The 22,190-nt window shown below is 68.1% G+C and carries 15 protein-coding genes; 6 read left to right on the forward strand and 9 right to left on the reverse strand.

Annotation, left to right across the window (positions count from 1 at the left end; genetic code table 11):
• The first annotated feature begins 4 nt into the window (after positions 1-4).
• The 3 genes from BLS50_RS02440 to BLS50_RS02450 all read left to right on the forward strand — a co-directional run bounded on the left by BLS50_RS02440 (position 5) and on the right by BLS50_RS02450 (position 6,955).
• Positions 5-3,124 carry an MdtB/MuxB family multidrug efflux RND transporter permease subunit gene (locus tag BLS50_RS02440; protein ID WP_074800485.1) on the forward strand — a complete coding sequence of 1,040 codons (3,120 nt, stop codon included), beginning with the start codon at positions 5-7 and terminating at the stop codon, positions 3,122-3,124.
• A gap of 3 nt (positions 3,125-3,127) precedes the next feature.
• Positions 3,128-6,436, forward strand: coding sequence for an efflux RND transporter permease subunit (locus BLS50_RS02445; protein ID WP_074800488.1), 3,309 nt, complete (start codon positions 3,128-3,130; stop codon positions 6,434-6,436).
• A 135-nt stretch (positions 6,437-6,571) separates the two neighbouring features.
• Positions 6,572-6,955, forward strand: coding sequence for a VOC family protein (locus BLS50_RS02450; protein ID WP_027810488.1), 384 nt, complete (start codon positions 6,572-6,574; stop codon positions 6,953-6,955).
• Positions 6,956-7,069: 114 nt separating this feature from the next.
• Here the strand turns inward: BLS50_RS02450 and BLS50_RS02455 are convergent, their stop codons facing one another.
• Entirely contained in the window at positions 7,070-8,566 is a 1,497-nt protein-coding gene (locus BLS50_RS02455; protein ID WP_074800491.1) for an NYN domain-containing protein, read from the reverse strand.
• A gap of 271 nt (positions 8,567-8,837) precedes the next feature.
• Here BLS50_RS02455 and BLS50_RS02460 point away from each other — a divergent pair, with 271 nt between their 5' ends.
• Positions 8,838-9,467 carry an SDR family oxidoreductase gene (locus tag BLS50_RS02460; protein ID WP_006476432.1) on the forward strand — a complete coding sequence of 210 codons (630 nt, stop codon included), beginning with the start codon at positions 8,838-8,840 and terminating at the stop codon, positions 9,465-9,467.
• 97 nt (positions 9,468-9,564) lie between these two features.
• Here BLS50_RS02460 and BLS50_RS02465 read toward each other — a convergent pair whose 3' ends face one another.
• Complete coding sequence (locus BLS50_RS02465) at positions 9,565-10,113, reverse strand: peroxiredoxin (protein ID WP_012328186.1); 549 nt, start codon at positions 10,111-10,113, stop codon at positions 9,565-9,567.
• Between the two features lie 278 nt (positions 10,114-10,391).
• On the opposite strand from BLS50_RS02465, the gene cdpA reads away from it, so the two are divergent.
• Both cdpA and BLS50_RS02475 read left to right on the forward strand, forming a co-directional pair.
• Positions 10,392-12,134, forward strand: coding sequence for a cyclic di-GMP phosphodiesterase CdpA (cdpA, locus tag BLS50_RS02470; RefSeq protein WP_195760328.1), 1,743 nt, complete (start codon positions 10,392-10,394; stop codon positions 12,132-12,134).
• A gap of 27 nt (positions 12,135-12,161) precedes the next feature.
• Entirely contained in the window at positions 12,162-13,685 is a 1,524-nt protein-coding gene (locus tag BLS50_RS02475) for an HDOD domain-containing protein (protein ID WP_027810990.1), read from the forward strand.
• Positions 13,686-13,784: 99 nt separating this feature from the next.
• On the opposite strand, the gene BLS50_RS02480 is transcribed toward BLS50_RS02475, so the two are convergent.
• The 7 genes from BLS50_RS02480 to BLS50_RS02515 form a co-directional block, all read right to left on the reverse strand.
• Positions 13,785-14,579 carry an ABC transporter substrate-binding protein gene (locus BLS50_RS02480; protein ID WP_074800494.1) on the reverse strand — a complete coding sequence of 265 codons (795 nt, stop codon included), beginning with the start codon at positions 14,577-14,579 and terminating at the stop codon, positions 13,785-13,787.
• Positions 14,580-14,934: 355 nt separating this feature from the next.
• Positions 14,935-15,963 (reverse strand): succinylglutamate desuccinylase, encoded by a 1,029-nt coding sequence (gene astE, locus BLS50_RS02490; protein WP_176934209.1) that lies wholly within the window; start codon positions 15,961-15,963, stop codon positions 14,935-14,937.
• A 7-nt stretch (positions 15,964-15,970) separates the two neighbouring features.
• Positions 15,971-17,311, reverse strand: a complete 1,341-nt coding sequence (gene astB, locus BLS50_RS02495) for an N-succinylarginine dihydrolase (RefSeq protein WP_027810308.1) — start codon at positions 17,309-17,311, stop codon at positions 15,971-15,973.
• A gap of 14 nt (positions 17,312-17,325) precedes the next feature.
• On the reverse strand, positions 17,326-18,789 hold the full coding sequence (gene astD, locus BLS50_RS02500) for a succinylglutamate-semialdehyde dehydrogenase (RefSeq protein WP_074800502.1): 1,464 nt from the start codon (positions 18,787-18,789) through the stop codon (positions 17,326-17,328).
• A gap of 7 nt (positions 18,790-18,796) precedes the next feature.
• Entirely contained in the window at positions 18,797-19,828 is a 1,032-nt protein-coding gene (gene astA / locus BLS50_RS02505; RefSeq protein ID WP_074800505.1) for an arginine N-succinyltransferase, read from the reverse strand.
• Positions 19,825-20,892: an arginine/ornithine succinyltransferase subunit alpha gene (gene aruF / locus BLS50_RS02510; protein ID WP_074800507.1), complete on the reverse strand. Its 1,068-nt coding sequence runs from the start codon at positions 20,890-20,892 to the stop codon at positions 19,825-19,827. Before aruF ends, astA begins: the two co-directional genes overlap by 4 nt.
• Positions 20,893-20,922: 30 nt before the next feature.
• Complete coding sequence (locus BLS50_RS02515) at positions 20,923-22,155, reverse strand: aspartate aminotransferase family protein (protein ID WP_069232377.1); 1,233 nt, start codon at positions 22,153-22,155, stop codon at positions 20,923-20,925.
• Positions 22,156-22,190 lie beyond the last annotated feature (35 nt).

The following is a 22,190-nucleotide window of genomic DNA, read 5'->3' on the forward strand; positions in this document are numbered from 1 at the left end:
CTCGATGAATCCATCCCGCCTCTTCATTCTCCGGCCGGTCGGCACCGCTCTCCTGATGGCGGCGATCATGCTGGCAGGCCTCGTCGCGCTGCGCTTCCTGCCGCTCGCCGCGCTGCCCGAGGTCGACTACCCGACGATCCAGGTCCAGACCTTCTACCCGGGCGCGAGCCCGGAAGTGATGACGTCATCGGTCACCGCGCCGCTCGAACGCCAGTTCGGGCAGATGCCGTCGCTGAACCAAATGTCGTCGCAAAGCTCGGCCGGCGCGTCGGTGATCACGCTGCAGTTTTCGCTCGACCTGCCGCTCGACATCGCCGAACAGGAAGTGCAGGCCGCGATCAACGCGGCCGGCAACCTGCTGCCGTCCGACCTGCCCGCTCCGCCGATCTACGCGAAGGTGAACCCGGCCGATGCGCCGGTGCTGACGCTCGCCGTCAAGTCGAAGACGCTGCCGCTCACGCAGGTGCAGGATCTCGCCGACACGCGCCTCGCGATGAAGATCTCGCAGATCGCGGGCGTCGGCCTCGTCAGCCTGTCGGGCGGCAACCGCCCGGCGGTGCGAATCCAGGCGAACCCCACCGCGCTCGCGAAGTACGGGATGAACCTCGACGACCTGCGCACGACGATCTCGAACCTGAACGTCAACACGCCGAAGGGCAACTTCGACGGTCCGACGCGTGCGTACACGATCAACGCGAATGACCAGCTGACGAGCGCCGACCAGTACAACAGCGCGGTCGTCGCGTACAAGAACGGCCGCCCGGTGATGCTGACCGACGTCGCGACGGTCGTCGCCGGCTCGGAGAACACCAAGCTCGGCGCGTGGGTGAATTCGGACCCCGCGATCATCCTGAACGTGCAGCGCCAGCCGGGCGCGAACGTGATCGCGACCGTCGACGCGATCAAGGCGCAGTTGCCGAAGCTGCAGGAAACGCTGCCGGCCGCGCTCGACGTCGAGATCGTCACCGATCGCACGACGATGATCCGCGCGGCCGTGCGCGACGTGCAGTTCGAGCTGCTGCTCGCGGTCGCGCTCGTCGTGCTGGTGATGTACCTGTTCCTCGCGAACGTCTACGCGACGATCATCCCGAGCCTGTCGGTGCCGCTGTCGCTGATCGGCACGCTCGCGGTGATGTACATGGCCGGCTTCTCGCTGAACAACCTGTCGCTGATGGCGCTCACCATCGCGACCGGCTTCGTCGTCGACGATGCGATCGTGATGATCGAGAACATCGCGCGCTACGTCGAGGAAGGCGAATCGGGGCTCGAGGCCGCGCTGAAGGGCTCGCGGCAGATCGGCTTCACGATCATCTCGCTGACGGTGTCGTTGATCGCGGTGCTGATCCCGCTGCTGTTCATGGGTGACGTGGTCGGGCGCCTCTTCCATGAATTCGCGATCACGCTCGCGGTGACGATCGTGATCTCGGCGATCGTGTCGCTCACGCTCGTGCCGATGCTATGCGCGAAGCTGCTGCGCCACTCGCCGCCGCCCGAGAGCCACCGCTTCGAGGCGCGCGTGCACCGCGCGATCGACTGGGTGATCGCGCGCTACGCAGTCGCGCTCGAATGGGTGCTGAACCGCCAGCGCTCGACGCTCGTCGTCGCGCTGCTGACGCTCGGGCTGACCGCCCTGCTCTACGTGTACGTGCCGAAGGGCTTCTTCCCCGCGCAGGACACCGGCGTGATCCAGGCGATCACGCAGGCGCCGCAGTCGATCTCGTACGGCGCGATGGCCGAACGCCAGCAGACGCTCGCGGCCGCGATCCTGAAGGACCCGAACGTCGACAGCCTCACGTCGTTCATCGGCGTCGACGGCAGCAACATCACGCTGAACAGCGGCCGGATGCTGATCAACCTGAAGGCGCGCGACGAACGCACCGAAACCGCCGCGCAGATCATCCGCGACCTGCAGCAGCGTGTGTCGAACATCACGGGCATTTCGCTGTTCATGCAGCCGGTGCAGGATCTGACGATCGACTCGACGGTCAGCCCGACGCAGTACCAGTTCATGCTGACGAGCCCGAACTCGGAAGAGTTCGCGACCTGGGTGCCGAAACTCGTCGCGCGGCTGCAGCAGGAGCCGTCGCTCGCCGACGTCGCGACCGACCTGCAGAGCAACGGCCAGTCGGTGTACATCGAGATCGACCGCGCGAGCGCCGCGCGTTTCGGCATCACGCCGGCGACCGTCGACAACGCGCTGTACGACGCGTTCGGCCAGCGCATCGTGTCGACGATCTTCACGCAGTCGAACCAGTACCGCGTGATTCTCGAATCGGAGCCGAAGGAGCAGCACTACGCGCAATCGCTGAACGACATCTACCTGCCGTCGGCCGGCGGCGGCCAGGTGCCGCTGACGTCGATCGCGTCGTTCCACGAGCGGCCGTCGCCGCTGCTGGTCGCGCACCTGTCGCAGTTCCCGTCGACGACGATCTCGTTCAACCTCGCACCGGGCGCATCGCTCGGTGAAGCCGTCAAGGCGATCGAGGCCGCCGAGAAGGACATCGGCCTGCCCGGCTCGTTCCAGACGCGCTTCCAGGGCGCGGCGCTCGCGTTCCAGGCGTCGCTGTCGAACCAGCTGTTCCTGATCCTCGCGGCGGTCGTCACGATGTACATCGTGCTCGGCGTGCTGTACGAGAGTTACATCCACCCGATCACGATCCTGTCGACGCTGCCGTCGGCCGGCGTCGGCGCGCTGCTCGCGCTGATGATCACCGGCCACGACCTCGACATCATCGGGATCATCGGCATCGTGCTGCTGATCGGCATCGTGAAGAAGAACGCGATCATGATGATCGACTTCGCGCTCGAGGCCGAACGCGTCGAAGGCAAGCCGCCGCGCGAGGCGATCTACCAGGCCTGCCTGCTGCGCTTCCGGCCGATCCTGATGACGACGCTTGCCGCGCTGCTCGGCGCGGTGCCGCTGATCGTCGGCTCCGGCGCGGGCTCCGAGCTGCGCCAGCCGCTCGGGATCGCGATCGCCGGCGGCCTGATCGTGTCGCAGGTGCTGACGCTGTTCACGACACCCGTGATCTACCTCGGCTTCGATTCGCTCGCGCGCCGCGTACGCGGCTGGTTCGAGCGGCACGGGCCGGGCGCCGATGCAGGCAAGCACACGGGTGCATAACCGATGAACCTGTCGCGCCCCTTCATCACCCGCCCCGTCGCGACGACGCTGCTCGCGCTCGGCGTCGCGCTCGCGGGCCTGTTCGCGTTCATCAAGCTGCCGGTGTCGCCGCTGCCGCAGGTCGACTTTCCGACGATCTCGGTGCAGGCGTCGCTGCCGGGCGCGAGCCCGGAAACGGTCGCGACCAGCGTGACGAGCCCGCTGGAGCGGCACCTCGGCTCGATCGCGGACGTCTCCGAAATGACGTCGACGAGCACCGTCGGCAATGCGCGGATCATCCTGCAGTTCGGCCTGAACCGCGACATCGACGGTGCCGCGCGCGACGTGCAGGCCGCGATCAACGCGGCGCGTGCCGACCTGCCCGCCGCGCTGAAGAGCAATCCGACCTACCGCAAGGTCAACCCGGCCGATTCGCCGATCATGGTCGTATCGCTGACCTCGGAGACGGCGTCGCCCGCGAAGGTGTACGACGCCGCGTCGACGGTGCTGCAGCAGTCGCTGTCACAGATCGACGGAATCGGCCAGGTCACCGTGAGCGGCTCCGCGAACCCGGCCGTGCGCGTCGAGCTCGAGCCGCAGTCGCTGTTCCACTACGGGATCGGCCTCGAGGACGTGCGCGCGGCGCTGGCTTCCGCGAACGCCAACGCGCCGAAGGGCGCGATCGAGTTCGGCCCGCAGCGTTTCCAGCTCTATACGAACGACCAAGCGTCCCAGGCGTCGCAATACCGCGACCTCGTCGTCGCCTACCGCAACGGCTCGGCCGTGCGGCTGTCCGATCTGTCGGACGTCGTCGATTCGGTCGAGGATCTGCGCAACCTCGGCCTGTCGAACGGCAAGCGCGCGGTGCTCGTGATCCTCTACCGCTCGCCCGGCGCGAACATCATCGAGACGATCGACCGCGTGCGCGCGGCGCTGCCGCAGCTCACCGCATCGCTGCCCGCCGACATCACGGTCACGCCGGTGCTCGACCGCTCGACCACCATCCGCGCGTCGCTGCGGGACACCGAACACACGCTGCTGATCGCGATCAGCCTCGTCGTGATGGTCGTGTTCCTGTTCCTGCGCAACTGGCGCGCGACGCTGATCCCGAGCGTCGCGGTGCCGATCTCGATCGTCGGCACGTTCGGCGCGATGTATCTGCTGGGCTTCTCGATCGACAACCTGTCGCTGATGGCGCTGATCGTCGCGACCGGCTTCGTCGTCGACGATGCGATCGTCGTGCTCGAGAACATCTCGCGGCACATCGAGAACGGCAAGCCGCGGATGCAGGCCGCGTTCGACGGCGCGCGCGAAGTCGGCTTCACGGTGCTGTCGATGAGCATCTCGCTCGTCGCGGTGTTCCTGCCGATCCTGCTGATGGGCGGGATCGTCGGGCGCCTGTTCCGCGAGTTCGCGCTGACGCTGTCGCTCGCGATCGCCGTGTCGCTCGCGGTGTCGCTCACGGTCACGCCGATGATGTGCGCGCGCCTGCTGCCCGAACAGCACGACCCGCAAAGCGAGGGCCGCTTCGGGCGCTTCCTCGAACGCGGTTTCGCGCGCATGCAGCGCGGCTACGAGCGCTCGCTGTCGTGGGCGCTGCGCCGGCCGCTCCTGATCCTGCTGACGCTGTTCGCGACGATCGGGCTGAACGTCTACCTGTACATCGTCGTGCCGAAGGGCTTCTTTCCGCAGCAGGACACCGGGCTGATGATCGGCGGCATCCAGGCCGACCAGTCGACGTCGTTCCAGGCGATGAAGCTGAAATTCTCCGAGATGATGCGGATCGTGCAGGGCAACCCGAACGTGAAGAGCGTCGCGGGCTTCACCGGCGGCACGCAGACCAACTCGGGCTTCATGTTCGTCACGCTGAAGGACCGCACCGAGCGCAAGCTCTCGGCCGACCAGGTGATCCAGCAGCTGCGCCCGCGGCTGGCGGACGTGGCGGGCGCCCGCACGTTCCTGCAGGCGGCGCAGGACATCCGCGTCGGCGGCCGGCAGAGCAACGCGCAGTACCAGTTCACGCTGCTCGGCGATTCGAGCGCCGACCTGTACAAGTGGGGGCCGATCCTGACCGAGGCGCTGCAGAAGCGCCCCGAACTGACCGACGTGAACTCCGACCAGCAGCAAGGCGGCCTCGAGGCGATGGTGACGATCGACCGCGCCACCGCCGCGCGGTTCGGCATCAAGCCCGCGCAGATCGACAACACGCTGTACGACGCGTTCGGCCAGCGCCAGGTCTCGACGATCTACAACCCGCTGAACCAGTACCACGTCGTGATGGAAGTCGCGCCGAAGTACTGGCAGAGCCCGGAGATGCTGAACCAGGTGTGGATCAGCACGTCGGGGGGCAGCGCGAACGGCTCGCAGACCACCAACGCAGCCGCCGGCACCTTCGTCGCGACCTCGGCCGGCACGTCGAGCGCCGGCACGGCCGCGCAGAGCGCCGCGGCGATCGCGTCCGATTCCGCGCGCAACCAGGCGCTCAATTCGATCGCGGCGAGCGGCAAGTCGAGCGCGTCGTCGGGCGCGTCGGTGTCGACGTCGAAGTCGACGATGATCCCGCTGTCGGCGATCGCGACGTTCGGGCCGAGCACGACGCCGCTGTCGGTCAACCATCAGGGGCTGTTCGTCGCGACCACGATCTCGTTCAACCTGCCGCCGGGCGTGTCGCTGTCGCAGGCGACGCAGATCATCTATCAGACGATGGCGCAGATCGGCGTCCCGCCGACGATCGTCGGCAGCTTCCAGGGCACCGCGCAGGCGTTCCAGCAGTCGATGAACGATCAGCCGATCCTGATCCTCGCCGCGCTGCTGGCCGTCTACATCGTGCTCGGCATCCTGTACGAGAGCTACATCCACCCGATCACGATCCTGTCGACGCTGCCGTCGGCCGGCGTCGGCGCGCTGCTCGCGCTGCTGCTGTTCAAGACGGAGTTCAGCATCATCGCGCTGATCGGCGTGATCCTGCTGATCGGCATCGTGAAGAAGAACGCGATCATGATGGTCGACTTCGCGATCGACCAGACGCGCAATCACGGGAAATCGTCGTTCGACGCGATCCACGAGGCGTGCCTGCTGCGCTTCCGCCCGATCATGATGACGACGATGGCGGCGCTGCTCGGCGCGCTGCCGCTCGCGTTCGGCAACGGCGACGGCGCCGAATTGCGCGCGCCGCTCGGGATCGCGATCGCTGGCGGCCTCGTCATGTCCCAGGTGCTGACGCTCTATACGACGCCGGTCGTCTACCTGTACATGGACCGGTTCCGCGTGTGGGCCGAGAAGCGCCGCAATCGCCGCGGCAATACCGGCGGGCCGGCGGTCGCGGGCGAGTGACGAAAGCGGCTGCCCTTCGGGCAGCCGTCTTTTTTTTCGCTTGATTGTCGGGTTCGTTTGCCTGGCTTGATTGCCGGCCGCAATCGGCTATCGTGTGTCCATGCCCACCGCCGCCCCGCCACACGGGAGCCCGCCATGAACGTCCAGCTCAACCACACGATCGTCTGGTGCCGCGACAAGCATGCGTCGAGCCGCTTTCTCACCGAACTGCTGGAATTGCCGCCGCCGACGCCGTTCGGCGCGATGCTGGTCGTCGCGCTCGACAACGGTGTGTCGCTCGATTTTTATGAGCAGGCGGGAGAGATCCGGTCGCAGCATTACGCGTTCCTGATCGACGAAGCCGGCTTCGATCGCGTGCTCGCACGCATTCGCGAACGCGGGTTGCCGCACTGGGCCGATCCGGCGAAGCGGCAACCCGGTGACATCTACCGCCACAACGGCGGCCGCGGCGTGTACTTCGACGATCCGGACGGCCACTTCCTCGAAGTGATGACGCAGCCGTACGTGGTGAACGGGTAGCGCGGCAGGCCGGCATTGCGCCGGCCCGGATGGCGCGGCGCGGGTGTCGCCCGGTTGCGGACGAGACCCGGCCGATCGTCAGACTGTCGCCAACTGCCAGCTACCGTTACCCGGTTACTCGGCAGCGGCCGTCGTCTTGCGCGGACGGCGCGCACGCGGTGCCGCTTTGCGGGCCGGTTTCTTCGGCTTGGCGGCGGCCGGCGCTTCGGCAGCGCCTTCGGGCGTCGCGTCGAGCGGCGCCACGTCGTGCGACGATTGCGCGGCCTCGTCCCGAGCGTCGGAAGCGCGAGGCGCCGGTTCGTCTGGCGCCGCCGCGTGCCGCTCGTCATGCGCTGCGTCGCGATGCGACTCGTCCCCACGCTGGCCGGGCGCGTGCGCATCGCCACCGTGCGCCGCATCGCCCTGCGCGGCGGCGTCCGGCTTGCCGGCCGTGGGGCGACCGGTGCCCTTCGCGGCCGCGCCCTTCTTCGCGCCGGTCTTCTTCGCCGCGCTCTTGCGCGCACGCTTGCGGCCATCCTTCGCGTCGCCGTGCGCTTCGGCCACGTCGGGCATGTCGGGTGCATCGGGTGCGTCGGCCGGCGTCGCATCGGCGACCTCGGCAAACTCCGCGCCTTCCGCGTCCTCAGCTTCGACCTGCACGCTTTCGTGGACGACGGCTTGCGCGCGCTGCCCGCGACGGCGCGCCTCGCGGCCGGCCGGCACCGCCTCCGCCGCGCGGGTACCGTGGTGGCCGCCGTGGTGCGCCGCGCCGCCTTCACCCCCTGCGGCAACGTGCTCGGCTGCGGCCGACTGGCGAGCCCGCGACACGAACGCGCCCGACTTGTCGTCGCGCCCCACTTCGAGCAGCCCGCGCGCCTGCGCTTCGTCGAGCAGGTTGCCGAACGCGCGGAACCCGTAGTACGACTCGTTGAAATCCGGCTTGCGGCGCTTGATCGCGCTCTTGAGCACCGACGCCCAGATCTTGCCGACGTCGTCGCGCTCCGATGCGAGCGCGTCGAACGTCTCGACCGCCAGCGCGATCGCCTCGGCCTTGCGCGCATCCATGTCGTGTTTGCGCGACGGCTCGTCCGGCCGCTTCGCGCCGCCGTTGCCCGCGCGCTGCTGCTGTTCGCGCTTCGCGAGCGCACGCTGCTGCTCGCGCACCAGGTCGTCGTAGAAGATGAATTCGTCGCAGTTCGCGACCAGCAGATCCGACGTCGATTTCTTCACGCCGACGCCGATCACCTTCTTCGCGTTCTCGCGCAGCTTCGACACGAGCGGCGAGAAATCCGAATCGCCGCTGATGATCACGAACGTATCGACGTGCGACTTCGTGTAGCAGAGGTCGAGCGCGTCCACGACGAGCCGGATGTCGGCCGAATTCTTGCCCGACTGGCGCACGTGCGGGATCTCGATCAGCTCGAAGCTCGCTTCGTGCATCGACGCCTTGAAGCCCTTGTAGCGATCCCAGTCGCAATAGGCCTTCTTCACGACGATGCTGCCTTTCAGCAGCAGGCGCTCCAGCACGGGCTTGATGTCGAATTTCTCGTACTTCGCATCGCGCACGCCGAGCGCGACGTTCTCGAAGTCGCAGAACACGGCCATGCTGACGTTGTCCAGAGGTAATGCCATGTGTACTCCAACCGGTGGGCCGCCGCGTTATTCACACGTAGCGGCGAAAAATGCATCGCGCACATGATAGCCGGTCGGCGCGTCATTCCCGCATCCGTGTGAATGAATGAACGCCGGGCCGCCGCGTGCCGGGTACGCCCGACGCCGGTACGCCCGCTGCCGGTACGCCCCTTATTACGCATCCGCCGCCGGGTCGATTCGACATTACACTTGAGTTATCGGTCGTCCGTCCCTATCTGGATGGATGACGCATCGAGCAAGGAGCGGTTTCATGACGACGAAGGTACTGCTGATTGGCGCGACCGGCCGGACGGGCCAGGCCTGCGCGGATCTGCTGCTCAAGCAGCCGGAGTTCGAGGTCACGGCGCTCGTGCGCCGGCACGGCTATGCGCTGGCGGGCGCACGGGTCGTCGAGGCCGATCTGACGAACGATTTCTCGCACGCGTTCCAGGGCATCACGCACGTGATCTACACGGCCGGCTCGGCGGAATCGGACGGTGCGACCGAAGAGGAGCAGGTCGACCGCGACGCGGTCGCCCGCGCGGCCGACTACGCGCTGGCCTACAACACGCAAAAGCTCGTGGTGGTCAGCTCGCTGTCCGCGTACCGGCCCGAGCAGGGCCCGGACGCGCTGCACCACTATTCGCAGATGAAGCGCGAAGGCGACGAGCGCGTGATCGCGTCGGGCGTCGACTACGTGATCCTGCGCCCGGGCCCGCTCACGGACGATCCGGGCGTCGGCAAGATCGCGCTGACCGACAGGTGGCTCGAGCCCGCGCCGCCCGTCTCGCGCCAGGATGTTGCATGGGCCGCGATCGAGGCGATCAAGCTCGGCATTTCGCGCAAGATCGTCGGCTTCGTCGGCGGCAGCGTGCCGATCGAACAGGCATTGCGCGCTTGACGGCCCGTAACGGCCCGTCGCGCTCCGCCCGAAAGGGCAGCGCATGCCCGTGTCCGCGGCCCGCACGACGGGCCGTTTTCACGTGCGGGGCAGCCGCTTACTGCTTCGGATGCGCGTCGGCCCACGCCTTCACGGCGGCGAGCGTGTTCTCGACGTGCTTGTCGGGCGACAGGCTCGTGTATTCGTAGAGAACCTTCCCTTCCGGCGAAATTACATAGGACACGCGGTTGGCCCGGTCGAGCGCCGGCAGCTTCGCGTCGTATTCGCGGATGATCTTCGCGTCCGGGTCGGCCGCCACCGGGAACTTGCTGCGGCACTCGCTCACCGAGAACTTCGTCAGCGTGTCGATGTTGTCGGCCGACACGCCGATCACCGTCGCGCCGTAAGCCTTGTAACGGTCGACCGCATCCGCGAACGCATGCGCCTCGATCGTGCAGCCCTTCGTGAACGCCGCCGGATAGAAATACAGCACGACCGGCCCCTGCTTCAGCGCGTCCGCGAGCGAGTACGTGTAAGTCTTGCCGCCCAGCGACGCCTGCGTCGTGAAATCGGGCGCCGCGGCGCCCGGCTTCAGTTCCGCCTGCGCCAGCAGCGCATGGCCGGCCACCAGCGCCGCCATGGCGCCCAGCAACAGTTTTCGCTTCATCTGCGTCCTCATTTCTTATAAAGTCGGCCTCGATGCAGGCCATTCAGGCGTTCGCCTGTCGAACGCCTGCCTCGTTGATCCGGACCGCGGCAGCGCCGCCCGCGGCCGGCCCGTTAAAGATTTCTGACAGTCTGCCGTTATTCCTTCCGGACAACCGGTTCCAGCCCTTCACGTCAGCGAGAAACATGGAAGCCAACAGGAAACAGACGTCACGCAAGGGCTCCTGGCGCAGCGCCTTGCATACGCTGCGACGCTTCGCTCGGTCGGGCGGCGCGCTGATGCCCGCGCGCGCCGTCGCGCCGCGCCGCGACGACTCCGTGCGCAACTGGCTGGAACAGACGGTCGGCACGGTGGATTTCCTCGCCCACGTCGACCGCGAGCTGCGCTTTCTGTACGTGTCCGACGCCAGCCTGCGCTTCATCGGCTACCACCGCGACTATCTGCATACGCTGACGCTGCGCGACCTGATCGCCGAACAGGATACCCCGGCGCTCGAAGGCCTGCTTGCACGCGCCGCCCGTTCCGGCCAGGTCGAGAAGGCGACGATGTGCATCGTCAAGTCGCTCACCTACCCGCTGGACGTCGAGATCCGCGCGTTCAAGAGCCGCCACCACGGCGTCGACGGCTTCGCGATCGCGGCGTTCGACGTGTCGTCATGGCGCGCGCTCGAGGCTCGCCTGACGTACGAAATGCACCACGACCCGATGACGGGGCTCGACAACCTGTCCGCGCTCGTGCCGGCGCTGATGGCCGCGCAGCAGACGGCCGACGAGGACGGCACCTGCGCGGCGCTGCTGCTGCTCGACCTCGACGACTACCAGCGGATCAACCGCGCGCTCGGCTACGACGCCGGCGACATGCTGCTGCGCGAGACCGCGCAGCGGCTGAAGGCGCTCGTCACGCCGAACGAGCGGCTCGCACGCGTCGCGAGCGACAAGTTCGCGGTCGTGCTGGGCGCAGCGGACCGCGCGCAGGCGAGCCATGCCGCCGATGCGCTCGCGCGCCGGCTGCAGGCCGCGGTGCGCGAGCCCTATGTATTCCAGGGGCAGACCGTGCACCTGTCCGCGAGCATCGGCATCGCGCTCTATCCCGACGAACGTGCCGCGCCGCACCGGGCGCAGCATCACAGCCCGCTGCTGCGCCGCGCCGACCACGCGCTCGCGCAGGCGAAGGCGTCGGGCGGCAACGCGCTCGCGTTCCATGCGCCCGTCGACGATCCGGCCGACGCCGAACGGCTCAAGCTCGAGGCGGATCTGTACGACGGCGTGCGCAACGGCGAGTTTTCGCTCCATTTCCAGCCGATCACGCGCAGCCAGTCGGGCGCGGTGGTCGGCGTCGAGGCGCTGATCCGCTGGCGCCATCCGGTGCACGGCCTCGTGCCGCCGGCCACCTTCATCCCGCTCGCCGAATCGATCGGCCTGATCAACTACCTCGGCAACTGGGTGCTCAAGGCCGCGTGCATGCAGCTCGTCGCGTGGGACGGCCAGGGGCTCGTGCTGCAATACGTGGCGGTCAACGTGTCGCCGCAGCAGTTCCGCGACCCGCGCTTCACGCAGAGCGTGCGCGAGGCGATCGCGCTGACCGGCATCGACCCGCGCCGCATCGTGCTCGAAATCACCGAAAGCCTGCTGATGCACGATCCCGCGCACGCGAAAATCCTGCTCGAGGAGCTGACCGGTCTCGGCATCCGCTTCGCGATCGACGATTTCGGCACCGGCTATTCGAGCCTTGCCTATCTGCAGCGCTTCCCGCTCGCGAAGCTGAAGATCGACCGCAGTTTCGTCGAGAACCTGCTGACGTCGCGCAACGACCGCGCGATCGTGTCGGCGGTGGTCGGCCTCGCGCAAACACTGGATCTCGAGCTCGTCGCCGAAGGCGTCGAGACCGAGGCGCAGCGCGCGCTGCTGTCGGAGATGGGCTGCAATCACATCCAGGGCTGGCTCGTCTGCCAGGCGCTGCCGTCCGAGGAGCTCGCGCGGCGCTTCGAGGCGCAGCAGCTGCACCTGCACGCCGCCGCCTGACGCGCGCGGCGAACCGAACAGATCCGTATGTCAACCACCGAATACCTGCCCCGCACCGCGCTGCTCGACAAGCTGTGGGCCCGGATGAACGAACGGGGCGATTTCCCGCTGCTGTCGGAATCGCTGCGCGCGACGATGGCCGCGATGAAGAACGACGACCTCGACTTCACCGCGCTCGTGCGCGTCGTGCTGTCGGACTTCGCGCTCACGCAGAAAGTGCTGCGGCTCGCGAACTCCGCGATGTACATGGCGTTCGGCGGCAACATCACCACCGTGACCCGCGCACTGATGGTGCTCGGCATGGACGCCGTCGGCCATCTCGTGGTCGGGTTGAAGCTCGTCGACCATTTCCATCAGAGCACGCCGCGGCGCATCGACGCGAAGCTGGCGCTGAACCGCGCGCTGCTGTCCGGCTGCGTCGCGCGCAAGCTCACCGAGCGCGCCGAACTGCGCTCGGGCGAGGAAGCCGTCGTCTGCACGCTGATGCGCCAGGTCGGCAAGCTGCTGGTGGTCTGCTATCTCGACAACGAATGGGATCACATCCGCCGCCGCGCGGCCGAGTTGAACGGCGACGAATCGGCCGCCTGCGTCGACGTGCTCGGCGTCGGCTTCGACGAGATCGGTCTCGAGGCTGCCGCGCGCTGGCGGCTGCCCGACGTGATCCGCGCGGGGATGGCCAACGGAGATCACGCGGCGCACGCCGATGCGTTCGACGACGACGGCGACGCCCGCCACGCAGGCCCGGCGGCCGACGACGGCCCGGCCGATCGCGGCCCGGCCGAGCGCATCCGCTGGCTGCGCGCGGTGAGCCGCTGCTCGACCGACGTCGCCGGCGCGCTCGTCATGCCCGCGAGCCCGCAGCGCGACGCGCGCATCGCGGCGCTCGCGCAGCACTACGGCGCGGAGCTCGACATGGAATCCGACGCGCTCGTCGAGATCGCCGAACGGCTCGCGCGCGAGGAAGCGAGCGACACCGTGATGCGCGAGATCGTCGAGCTGCGCGCGAACGCCGATGCGATCGCACGCGCGCAGGCCGCGCCCGAGGCCTGCCTCGAAGCCGGTCTGGCCGACCTGCGCGCGCTGCCGTCCGAGCACGTGCTGACGCCGGTGCTCGCACTCGCGTCGGAAAGCCTGCTGGCCGGTCTCGCCTTCACGCGCACCGTGATGTTCGTGCGTCACGACGACGGTACGTTCGCCGCGCGCCTGGGCTTCGGCCCCGGCGTCGACACGGCGCTCGACCGGCTGCGCTTCGACGAACGCTTCGAGCCGGACGTGTTTCATCTCGCGATCTCGAACTCGGTCGGCATCTTCATCGAGCAGGCGCAGGAGCCGAAGATGATGAAGCGCCTGCCCGCGTGGTATCTCGACGCGTTCGACGACACGCGCGCATTCGTGCTGCTGCCCGTGCGCGTCGGCGCGACGAGTGTCGCGCTGCTGTACGGCGACTGGGCCGGCGCGCAACCCGCGCGCAAGATCTCGCAGCAGGAGATGGCCGTGCTCAACGAACTCGCGCGCGAGCTGGGGCGGTTCTTTCCCGCGCAGCCCGGCTGACGGCCGGCGCGCGTCCGGCGTTTTCGCTCCCCCAAAGAAAAACCCGGCCGCATCAGCGGCCGGGTTTTCTTTACAACAGCGTGCGCTCGAGCGATGCGCTTACTTGAGCGTGACGGGCACGCTGAAGTACTTCTTCGCGAGGTTGTCGATCGTGCCGTCGGCCTTCAGTTCCTTCAGCGCCTGATCGAGCGCGGTCTTCAGCGCCGCGTCGTTCTTGCGCAGGCCGAAGCCGACGCCCGAGCCGAGGATCTCGGTGTCGCTGACCGTGCCGCCGGCGAACGCGAAGCCCTGGCCTTGCGGCTTCGTCAGGAAACCCTTCGAGCCGGCTTCCGAATCCTGGAACGTCGCGTCGAGGCGGCCCGACTTCAGGTCGGCGTACGCCAGATCCTGCGTCTGGTACGGCACGACTTCAACGCCGGCCGGCGCCCACTTCTTCTTCGCGTACGCTTCCTGGATCGTGCCCTGCAACACGCCGACGCGCTTGCCCTTCAGCGATTGCGGGGTCGGCAGCAGGCCGCTGCCCTGCTTCGCGATCAGTTGGTTCGGAATCGTGTAGATCGGATCGGTGAACGCGATCGCGTGCTTGCGCTGCTCGGTGATCGTCATGTCCGAGTTGATCGCGTCGAACTTGCGCGCCTGCAGCGCCGGGATCAGGCCGTCGAAGTCGTTCTCGACCCACACGCACTTGGTCTTCAGCTTCGCGCACACCGCGTTGCCGATGTCGATGTCGAAGCCGGTCAGCTTGCCGTCGGGCGTCTTGTATTCGAACGGTGCGTACGAGGCCTCGACGCCGAACCGGATCTCCTTCAGATCCGCGGCAAACGCGCTGCCTGCCGCCATCGCCGATGCCGCCACCACCGCATGCGCGGTCACTTTACGCCAATCCAACTTCATCAGGTGTTCTCCTCGATACTCGAATGTTCCGGAACTACGGGCGCATGCATCATTGCAGGGTCGGATGACACCGACAATGCCGATGCCGCGCCGTGATGCGGCGCAACAGCCGCAAGGGCGCGATTGTACCAATCCGAGCGGCCCGATATGGCAAAGCGCTCGCCGATGCGCAATGCTGCGCTGCGCGTCCGGCGGCCGCCACGCGCCCCGTCGAACTCGCAAGACGGTGTCGCAAATACGCAAGCGTGGCGCGTGCGCCGTCCGTGCGGCGGGCGGGTGTTATCGCAAAAAATGAATGGACCGCGAGACGATGTGCGGGCGGCGAGTCGCCGCAGCCCGCACGATCGCACCCTGATCAGACGAGTGCGGCCAGCGTGTCGCGCGTCGTATCGACGACGAGCAGGCCCGCGCGCAGGCCGGGCTTCACGGTCGGATTCGGAAACACGATCCGTTCCTCGTCGTGCTTCACCGTGTAGCGGTAGTCGCCGTCCTGCGCGAGCACGGTGCCGCGCGCGAATGCGGTGAAGTTCGCGACGTCGGCCGCGACGAACAGCTCGAGCGCGTCGCTCTGCTTCGTGATCTGGTCGATGACGGTGAACACGCGCGGCAACGTGGCGCCGCCTTCGGCCCGCTCGCCCGACACGAGCTTGCGCACCGCGCGGTCGGCCGGCGCGAAGCGCGTCAGGTCGTTCTGGCCGAACGGCCGCACCTTGCCGAGCTCCAGCGTGCACGCGAGCACGCCGCAATGCTCGGCCGTGAAATGCGAATACGTGTTGCCCTTCGCCGTATGCAGCAGCACGGCCGCGATGCGTGCATCGCCGAGCCATTCGACCATCGCGCGCGTGGGCGGCGTGCCCGTGTGCGGCAGCAGCGCGAACTGTTCGAACACCGATGCGCGAATCGCCGTGTGCATGTCGATGTGCCAGCGTGCGCTGCCCGCCGGCGCCGCCGCGAAGAACGCGGATGCCGCCGCTTCGAGCTGCGCGGCGCGCGGTGCTTCGCGGCTCGCGGGCACCTGCGCGTGACGACCGCTGAACAGGCGGTTCAGGTCGTCGTCGAGATAGCGTTCGCCCGCGCGCATCGCCGGCACGTTGCCGAGCACGACGAGCAGCCGGCACGCGAGCGGCAGCGCACCCGCCGCGAGGTCGCGCACGAGCATCGACAGCAGCTCGATCGGCGCGGTCTCGTCGCCATGCACGCCGGCCGACACGAGCACGCTCGCGCGCGCCGCGGCGTCGGCCGCCGCCGGTTCGAACGCGAGCAGCCCGTCGCCGAGCCATTGCCAGCGCACCGCGCCGCTCGCGCAGACGCCGTCCCGTTCGGCGGGCGCCTCACCAGCGAGCGTGAACGCTAGAAAATCGTCGAGCAACGCGGCGGCCGGCATCCGTGCCTCAGCGCTGGAAGTCATACAGCGAACCGACGCGCAGGATCTGCGTGAGCTCGTCGAGCGCCGTGCGCGATTCGTCGAGCAGCGCCGGATCGGCGAGGTCTTCCGGTGCGAGGCGATCGCGATAGTGCTTGTCGATCCACGCGTCGAGCGACGCGAACAGCGTGTCGTTGATCCACACGTTCGACGTGACGGCCGCGCGCTCGGCTTCGGTCAGCACGACGCGCAGGCGCAGGCACGCCGGGCCGCCGCCGTTCTTCATGCTTTCGCGCAGGTCGAACACGAGCACGTCGTGAATCGGGCCGTTGCCGGCCGCCAGCTGGTCGAGATAGGCGGCGACCCGCGCGTTCTCGCGGCATTCCTGCGGCACGACGAGCACCTGCGAACCATCCGCGCGCGACAACAGCTGGCTGTTGAACAGGTAGGACGTCACCGCGTCGTTCACGCTCACCGCCGCGTCGGGCACCTCGATCACGTTCAGGCGCGCACCGCGTGCGTCGAGCGCGGCCGTCAGCGTGTCGTAGATCGCCTGCTTGTTGACGAACGCGCGTTCGTGCGTGAACAGCGTGTCGCGGTTGCCGACCGAGATCACGTCGTTGTGGAACACGCCCGCGTCGATCACGTCCGGGTCCTGCTGCGCGTACACGGTCGCTTCCTCCGCGAGGCCGTGGCGATGCGCGACCGCGCGGCTCGCCTCGAAGGTCTGACGTGCCGGAAAGCGCTTCGGCTCGGGGCCGCGACGGTATTCCGCGCGGCCGTACACGAAGAATTCGATGCCCGGCTCGCCGTATTCCGCGCAGAAGCGCGTATGGTTCGCCGCGCCTTCGTCGCCGAGCGCCGGCGTGCCGGTCAGCGCTTCGTGCACCGCGAAGTGCGTGGGGTCCGCGAACAGCGTCGACAGCGTGCGGCGCGTCGCTTCGTGCTCGATCGCGCGATGCAGCTTGCTGCACAGGTTCGCCGGCGTGAAGTGCACGCGGCCGTCGCTGGTATCCGCCGACGGGCTGACGGTGGCCGCGTTCGCGGTCCACATCGCCGACGCCGAGCTCGCGGCGGCGAGCAATTCGGGCGCCTGCTTCGCGGCCTTCGCGATCACGTCCGCGTCCTTGCCGGAGAAGCCGAGCTCGCGCAGCAGACGCAGCGACGGCCGCTCCTGCGGCGGCAGCACGCCTTGCGCGAAACCGAGATCCGCGAGCTGCTTCATCTTGCGCAGCCCCTGCTTCGCGGCGGCCTTCGGGTTCGCGGCCGACTTCTCGTTGTTGAGCGACGCCACGTTGCCGAACGACAGCCCGGCGTAGTTGTGGGTCGGGCCGACGAGCCCGTCGAAATTGGCTTCTTGTGCGTTCATCGTCGTTCCCTCGATCAGAAATGCAGGCCCGGCGACAGGCTCGCGGGCAAAGTCAGTTGCGTGCTTTCCACCGACGCCATCGGGTACGCGCAATAGTCGGCCGCGTAGTACGCGCTCGGGCGATGGTTGCCCGAGCGGCCCGTGCCGCCGAACGGCGCGGCGGACGATGCGCCATTGGTCGGCCGGTTCCAGTTGACGATCCCGGCGCGGATCGTGCGGCGAAAGTGCTCCCACACCTTCGCGTCGTCGGCCAAGAGGCCGGCGGACAGGCCGAACGCCGTATCGTTCGCCCGTTCGATCGCGTCATCGAACGTCGCATAGCGGACGACCTGCGCGAGCGGGCCGAAATGCTCTTCGTCGGGCAGGTTCGCGACGCCCGTCACGTCGACGATCGCCGCATTCACGAAGCCGAGGCGCGGATCGCGCTGCGCCATCGCGATGATCGGCTTCGCGCCCTGCTCGATCAGGTGCGCCTGTGCATCGACCAGCTTCGCGGCCGCGCGTGCCGAGATCACCGCACCCATGAACGGCTGCGGATCGGCGTCGAACACGTCGGCGGTGATCTTCGACGTGACGTCTGCGAAGCGCGCGAGGAAGCGGTCGCCGAACGCGCCCTGCGGCACGAAGATGCGGCGCGCGCACGTGCAGCGCTGGCCGGCCGACAGGAACGCCGACTGGATCGTGTGATGCACGGCCGCGTCGATGTCCTCGACCTCGCCGATCACGAGCGGGTTGTTGCCGCCCATCTCGAGCGCGAGCACGATCTCCGGACGGCCGCCGAACTGCTTGTGCAGCAGCGTGCCCGTATCGGAACTGCCGGTGAAGAACAGCCCGTCGATCTGCCGATGGTTCGCGAGCGCGATGCCGGTGTCCTTCTCGCCCTGCACGAGGTTCAGCACGCCGGCCGGCAACCCGGCTTCGTGCCACACCTCGACCGTCGCGCGCGCGACGCCCGGTGCGAGCTCCGATGGCTTGAACACGACCGTGTTGCCCGCGATCAGCGCCGGCACGATATGACCGTTCGGCAAGTGGCCGGGGAAGTTGTACGGGCCGAACACCGCGACGACGCCGTGCGGGCGGTGACGCAGCACCGCGACGCCGTCGGCCATGTCCTGGCGCTTCTCGCCGGTACGTTCCTGATACGCCTGGATCGAGATGCCGACCTTCGCGGCCATCGATGCGACTTCGGTGCGCGCTTCCCACAGCGGCTTGCCCGTCTCGCGGCCGATCGCGGTCGCGATCGCTTCCTTGCGTTCGGTGAGCAACGCGGCGAAGCGCTTGACGATTTCGCAGCGCGCTTCGAAGTCGAGCGCCGACCAGCCGGCGAACGCGCGACGTGCGCTCGCGACCGCACGGTCGACGTCGGCCGCCGACGCGCTCTCGCCCTGCCAGGCGACCGCGTCGGTGCCCGGGTTGCGCGACGCGAAGACGGGGCCCGAGCCTGCGACCCAGGCGCCGTCGATGAAGAGTTCCGTCATGATTCGTTTATCCCTGTTTGACTTTGAGCGGCAGTACGCGGACCGGATCGCCGGCCTTCACGTCGAGCGCGGCGGCATCGTCGGCCGACAGCACGAACGAGCCGTTCACGACCACGCCCGGCGCGACGCCGACGCGGAAATCGCCCAGCGACGTGTTCGACACCAGCGACCGGGGGGCGTCGTCCCGCGCGTCGGGCACGCCGATCGCGACCGGTACGACGACGCTCTCGCGCACCGTGCGCAGGTCGTTGACGTGGCATTCGAGCACCGGGCCCGCGTCGAAGATGTCGACGTGGTTCTGGTAGCGCAGCCCTTCCGCTTCGAGCATCTTGCGGGCCGGCAGCGTGTCGCGGTGCGTGAGCCCGACCGCGTCCTGCGCGTCCTGCGGCAGCAGGTCGACGTACACCGGATAGCGCGGCATCAGTTCCGCGAGGAACGACTTGCGGCCGTGCGAGCTGAGGTAATCGGCCGCGTTGAAATCGATCTGGTAGAAGTGCGAACCGACCGCGCGCCAGAACGGCGACGTGCCGTCCTCGTCGAAGTGGCCGCGCAGTTCCGCGCAGATGCGTTCCGGAAAACGGTCGCGGAACTGCGCGATGAACATGAAGCGCGAGCGCGACAGCAGGCCGCCGACGCCGCCCGTGCGATAGCGCGGGCTCAGGAACAGCGAGCACACTTCCGCGTAGCCCGTCAGGTCGTGCGAGATGTTCAGCGCGGACATCCGCGTCCACACGCCGAGCTCCTGGCTCGCGTGCACGACCGTGCTCACGCGGTAGTTGTAGAACGGCTGCTCGAGGCCGACCTGCGTTTCGATTCCGCACACGCCCGCGATGTCGCCCGTCTTCGATTCTTCCATCACGAAGAAGTAGCCAGCTTCGCCTGGCGCGGCCCGGCCTTCGAGCGTGCGGCGCGAGCGTTCGATGCGCGCGGCGAGCGCGTCGCGGTCGGGCTTGAACGTGGTCAGACCCGGCCCGGTTTCCTGCGCGAGCGACACGAGCGCGTCGACGTCGCCCGTTTGTACGACCCGAACGACGATCATGCTGCGTCTCCCTTCAAATCTTCATCGTCGCGGCGGTGCAGCGGCACGCAGCGCACGACATCGCCATCCTTCACGTCGAGCGCCGCGCGCACGTCGCCGGCCAACGGCGCCTCGGCGCCGCCCGCATCGGCCGTGTCGCCCGGCAGGTCGGCCAGCACGCAGCGGAACGACTCACCGCTGCCGGTCGACACCATGTACGCGACGTCACCCTGCTGGTGCGCGGCCTCGCGCACGACGCGCTCCGACGCCTGCTTCACGCACGCGGTACGGTCGACCTGCGCGGTCAGCACCGGGCCCGCGTCGAAGATGTCGACGAAGCGGTCGGGCTCGAAGCCTTCCTCGAGATGGATGTCGTATGCGAGCAACGCCGTTTCGTTCGGCTCGCCGAGCACGCGCTGCGCGGCTTCGGGCAACAGCGGCACGTAGAGCGGATAGGCCGGCATCACTTCCGCGATGAACGTGCGGCTGCGGCCGCCCGACGCGATGTCGACGTCGGTAAAGTTGCGGCCGAAGAACTTGCGGCCCACCGCTTCCCAGAACGGCGATGCGCCGTTGCCGTCGCTCACGCCGAGCAGCAGCGTGAACACTTCCGGCGTGAAGCGGCGGCGGTTCGCGGCGATGTACATCATCCGGGCGCGCGAGATCAGGTGCGCGGCCGCGTCGCCGCGCAGCGACGGATCGACGTAGAAGCCCGCGAGCCGGCTCTTGCCGGTCAGCTCGTGCGACATCGTGAGCGCGTGGATCTTGCGATTCACGTGCAGCTCGCGCGACGCGTGGATCAGCGCGTCGTTGCGAAACGCGTAGAACGGTTCCGAGTAGCCGGCCGCGGCCACGATGCTCGCCGTGCCGAGCAGCTTGCCGGTCGACGAATCCTCGAGCACGAAGAGGTAGAACTCCTCGCCGGCGAAGTCGACGTCCGCGCGAAACGAATCCTCGGAGAGCGCCACACGCGCTTCGAGCGCCGCGCGGTCGTGCGGCAGCGAGTGCAGGACCGGCTGCGCGGTGCGCGCCATGTGCGCGAGCGCATCGAGATCCGTGAGTTTGCCGGGGCGAACAAATAGCATCGTCGTTCCTGTCTGCGATGGGCGCGCCGATCAGCGCGCGGTGGCTTCCTGGGCCGCGAGCACTTGTTCGACCGCTTTCTCGAAGCGCTTCACGCCTTCGTCGAGCAGGTCGAACGGGATCACCAGCGACGGGACGAAGCGCAGCACGTTCGGGCCGGCGATCAGCATGATCAGGCCGTTCTCGGCGGCGGCGGTGACGAAGTCCTTCGCGCGGCCGTCGAATGCGGCGGTGAGTTCCGCGCCGACCAGCAGGCCCTTGCCGCGCACGTCCTTGAAGATGCCGAAGCGTGCGTTGATGCGTTCCAGCGCGCCCTTCAGGCGCACGCTGCGTTCGCGCACGCCTTCGAGCAGCGCCGGGTCGCCGATCAGCTCGACGACCTTGTCCGCGATTGCCGATGCGAGCGGGTTGCCGCCGTACGTCGTGCCGTGCACGCCGACCTTGAAGTGCGCGGCCAGTTCGTTGGTCGTCAGCATCGCGCCGATCGGGAAGCCGTTGCCGAGCGCCTTGGCGGTCGTCAGGATGTCCGGCGTGACGCCCGTATCCATGTATGCGTAGAACTGGCCGGTGCGGCCCACGCCCGTTTGCACTTCATCGAAAATCAGCAGTGCGTCGTTGGCGTCGCACGCTTCGCGCAGTGCCTTCAGGAACGCCGGATCGGCGGGGATCACACCGCCTTCGCCTTGCACCGGCTCGACGATCACGGCGCAGGTTTTCGGACCGATCGCGGCCTTCGCGGCTTCGATGTCGTTGAACGGCAGGTGCTTGATGCCTTCCGGCACCGGGCCGAAGCCTTCCGAGTATTTCGGCTGGCCGCCGACGCTGACCGTGAAGAACGTGCGGCCGTGGAACGACTGCACGAACGACACGATTTCGTATTTGTCCGCGCCATGGCGGTCGAAGGCGACGCGGCGCGCGAGCTTCAGTGCGGCTTCGTTCGCTTCCGCGCCCGAGTTTGCGAAGAACGCGCGGTCGGCGAAGGTCAGCGATTCGAGGCGCTTCGCGAGGCGCAGCACTGGTTCGTTCGTGTAGCCGTTGCCGATGTGCCAGAGCTTGCGGCCTTGTTCGTCCAGCACCTTCAGCAGTTCCGGGTGGCCGTGGCCGAGTGACGTGACCGCGATGCCGCACGCGAAATCGATGTACTCGCGGCCGGCCGTGTCCCACACGCGGGAGCCCTCTGCGCGATCCGGCACGAACGGGGCGGGAGAAAATACCGGCACCATCACTTCGTCGAATGTCTGGCGGGTCACGGTCGAGGTCGTCATGGTCGTTCCTTTCGGTTTCGTAAGAGGGTTCAACA

The sequence above is a fragment of the Burkholderia orbicola genome, assembly GCF_900100915.1.
Classification (GTDB): domain Bacteria; phylum Pseudomonadota; class Gammaproteobacteria; order Burkholderiales; family Burkholderiaceae; genus Burkholderia; species Burkholderia orbicola.